Annotated in this window: 1 protein-coding gene; it reads left to right on the forward strand. The window is 58.2% G+C overall.

Translation table 11 applies throughout. The features are described from left to right. Positions 1–227: 227 nt before the first annotated feature. Positions 228–486: hypothetical protein (locus AC0L3P_RS40055; RefSeq protein ID WP_473309470.1), on the forward strand; the 259-nt coding region annotated here is incomplete at its 3' end.

Raw genomic sequence — 486 nt, forward strand, 5'->3', positions numbered from 1 at the left:
CTCATCTTGGCTCGGCTGCGAACGATTACAGGTTTGACCTTCTGGATAGCCCATTCAGCAACCTGCGCTTGGCAGCGGCCTCGGAACCACAAGCTAATGCACGGACGGACGACAACAAGTCCCGTGGGCTGGTCTCTAGGGTCGCATCAACACTAAGAAAAGTCTTTGGACAAAGCTCTCGTGGGTCATCCGGCTCGGCGTCCTACGTAGTCCATTCACAGCTGCGTATGGATTTCGCCAAGCGCTCCCGCCCGTCGGACGTGGACGTCGCCCTCTTCGAGTCCTTCAGGAAAGGCGCCGCCGGTAACTACAGCCCAAAGACCATTGCCAATTACGTGACCGCTTTGAGTCAGTTCAGTGATTGGCTCCGGCCACAGGGCCTGGCACTGGCCGGCCTACTTGATGACCGCGACCCTGGTCGGTTGGCAGCCCGTACGGCAGAATTTTTGAGTGGGGATACCCGCGTCAACAAGAAGCTGAATGCGG

The sequence above is a fragment of the Bradyrhizobium sp. WSM4874 genome (assembly GCF_055811835.1).